The organism is Domibacillus aminovorans (assembly GCF_001643235.1).
GTDB classification, from domain to species: domain Bacteria; phylum Bacillota; class Bacilli; order Bacillales; family Domibacillaceae; genus Domibacillus; species Domibacillus aminovorans.
In genome coordinates this window covers 1-2427 of the sequence record NZ_LQWY01000064.1, presented here as the reverse complement: position 1 = coordinate 2427, position 2427 = coordinate 1, and the positions used below count along the sequence as shown (strand labels likewise).

The following is a 2427-nucleotide window of genomic DNA, read 5'->3' as shown; positions in this document are numbered from 1 at the left end:
CCTTTTTCTCTAAATCGGAGATTTTAATTTTCATGGGAGTTGAAGATCGCCCTTAATTCCAAATACAACATAATTAAATTTATGTTGCATTGAGAATTTTGTTTCTTTTATATTCCGTCTGGTTGTTTGAGGATTTTAAAATCTTTATCAGCAGCAATACTTCCACTGCTTATATACACTTTCCATTCTCCACCTTGTTTGAGAAGACGCAGAGGCATTTGCATGATACTTCCATCGTCAAATTCTAATTCAGTAATGACAAGGGCCTGGCCTTCTTTCGGTTCTTTCACCTGTTTGATTTCATAGTTTACTACCGATGGGGAAACTGCGTCATTCTGTTTGTACCCAGCAATTTCAGCTTGTCGATCATTCCCAAAACGATTATCAATCGCCATATTCGCTACACGCTCATAATCCTTCGCTTGGTTTACCTCTATGTACTCTTTTATAAACTCTTCCGGAGAGGTACTTTCCTGTGCCTCAAAGTTTGTTAAAAAAGGAACAAACATGAACGCCATTATTGTTGTCACTATACCCAACACAATAAGAATCTCTTTCACCTAATTCCCACCACCTAACCATTTTATCATTATGTTAACACTTAAGGATAAAATGGTTAATCTTTTGCATTTGATATTCAATTTAAGTGAAGGATGTACTCTTACATGTATCAACACAAAAAGATCTCCCTTATGATAAAATGGATACAAAATTACAAAAAGGGGATTATTATGAAATCTAAATCTTTCTTCGCATTATCAATCATTGCTTTCATAGGTTTATGCGTCGCTGCTTCATCTTTTATTTCAAATGCTCAAAGTACTGCCAGCACAAAGCTATCAAGTGAAAATTATCATACAAACAACAATCCTATTCAGGCTGAGGAAGATTCATCTAGTATAGAACCTTCCGTTCAGTATTTCGACGAAAATAACAAACCTATTTATCCTTACACTCAAGAAGAACTAAACGAGGCTACCAAGCAAGCAGAGGCCCGCCGTCAAGTTTTTGAAAAGGTAAAAGGTACGCTTATTAACTATCTTCAAGCAGTAAAAGAAAAGAATGTTGAAGGCGTATTAGATTTAGTAATCGACGAACGCTATGAAGATGTTGAACTGCAAAAGAAAGAATACAGTCTGCTTTTAAATAAAGAAGAGTTAATAGCCTATGAAATTGACCCTACCTCTACGACTGATTCCTCGGGAAGACATAGCTTTAAAACCATACTCACGTATGCGGATGGAACAATTGAGCAAGTTCCTGTCGACCTTGTATTATCGGATGGTGAATGGAAAGTACATATTGATGCACATTCACTTGATGATGATTATAAAGTGATCAAAGCAGGAGATACAGACGGATCTGATTCTTGAGCCGCTTCGAGAACAAATTACGAAAAAGATTTCGGAGCTAACACTTTTTCAATAAATTTGTCTTTTTTTAAGGCTCTGTTAAAGCCCAATGTTGATAAAAGCCCTGTTTGTTCTGTGATACGCTGTATCGACGAACTGTTGATTAACTAAATTTCAATTTTAACTTATACTTTAAAAGAAAGGTTCTGTTAAACTTCTTTGTTGATGATCGAATGAATCGAACAATACTTCTGTAACATAAGAAGAATGATTAAATGGCTTATGTCGTAAAGGGTTGATTTAATGTGTCAAAAATTTTCTTATTCAGGTTAGTCTTCACTATAATCGTTACTTTCCTTATTTTCATAGCTTATTCAGCGCTTAGTATATGGTCTTTCAGCGGCAAAGTTCAATTAGTTAAGACTGATGTGGCTGTGGTACTTGGTGCCGCTGCTTGGGATGATGAGCCATCTCCAGTTTTACGAGAAAGGATAAATCATGCTATTTGGCTTTATGAGAATGAATATATAGATAAAATATTATTTACTGGTGGCAAAGGAAAGGGCGATAAATTTGCGGAGTCAGAGGTTGCGAGGGATTATGCCATTCAAAATGATGTTAGTTCGGAAGATATTTTGATTGAGACTAAATCAAAAATCACTGAAGAGAACCTCAGATATGCATATGACATTGCAATTGAGAAAAACTTTAAAACATTTACAGTCATAAGCGACCCATTGCATATGAAAAGAGCCATGTTAATGGCGGAAAAAACTGGAATGGAAGCATATTCATCACCCACGCAAAGTTCTGTATACAAGACATTGGACAGTAAAATTCCGTTCTTCTTTCGAGAATTGTTTTTCTATATCGGTTATCTTTTGAGTCTACCATTTAGATAATTTATAAGTGAGGATAAGAAACAAGCCTAAGGATGGAATCTGTCCAATTAATCAAAAATTCTTTGGTTTTTAGATCAACAGTATCGGTCATTTGTTAATCAAAATTAAACAACTTTATTTTTCAGATTGTGGATTTGAGTCAATAATTTGGACACAAAAAAGTTAAGTCTTAA

3 protein-coding genes are annotated in these 2427 nt (G+C 34.9%); 2 read left to right on the top strand and 1 reads right to left on the bottom strand.

From position 1 onward, the window contains the following. Positions 1 to 107 precede the first annotated feature (107 nt). Complete coding sequence (locus tag AWH49_RS15715) at positions 108 to 560, bottom strand: DUF4878 domain-containing protein (protein ID WP_063966502.1); 453 nt, start codon at positions 558 to 560, stop codon at positions 108 to 110. Between the two features lie 171 nt (positions 561 to 731). Here AWH49_RS15715 and AWH49_RS15710 point away from each other — a divergent pair, with 171 nt between their 5' ends. Next, positions 732 to 1373: a hypothetical protein gene (locus AWH49_RS15710; protein WP_063966501.1), complete on the top strand. Its 642-nt coding sequence runs from the start codon at positions 732 to 734 to the stop codon at positions 1371 to 1373. Between the two features lie 284 nt (positions 1374 to 1657). After that, positions 1658 to 2254, top strand: coding sequence for a YdcF family protein (locus tag AWH49_RS15705; protein WP_063966500.1), 597 nt, complete (start codon positions 1658 to 1660; stop codon positions 2252 to 2254). The last annotated feature ends 173 nt before the right edge of the window (positions 2255 to 2427 follow it).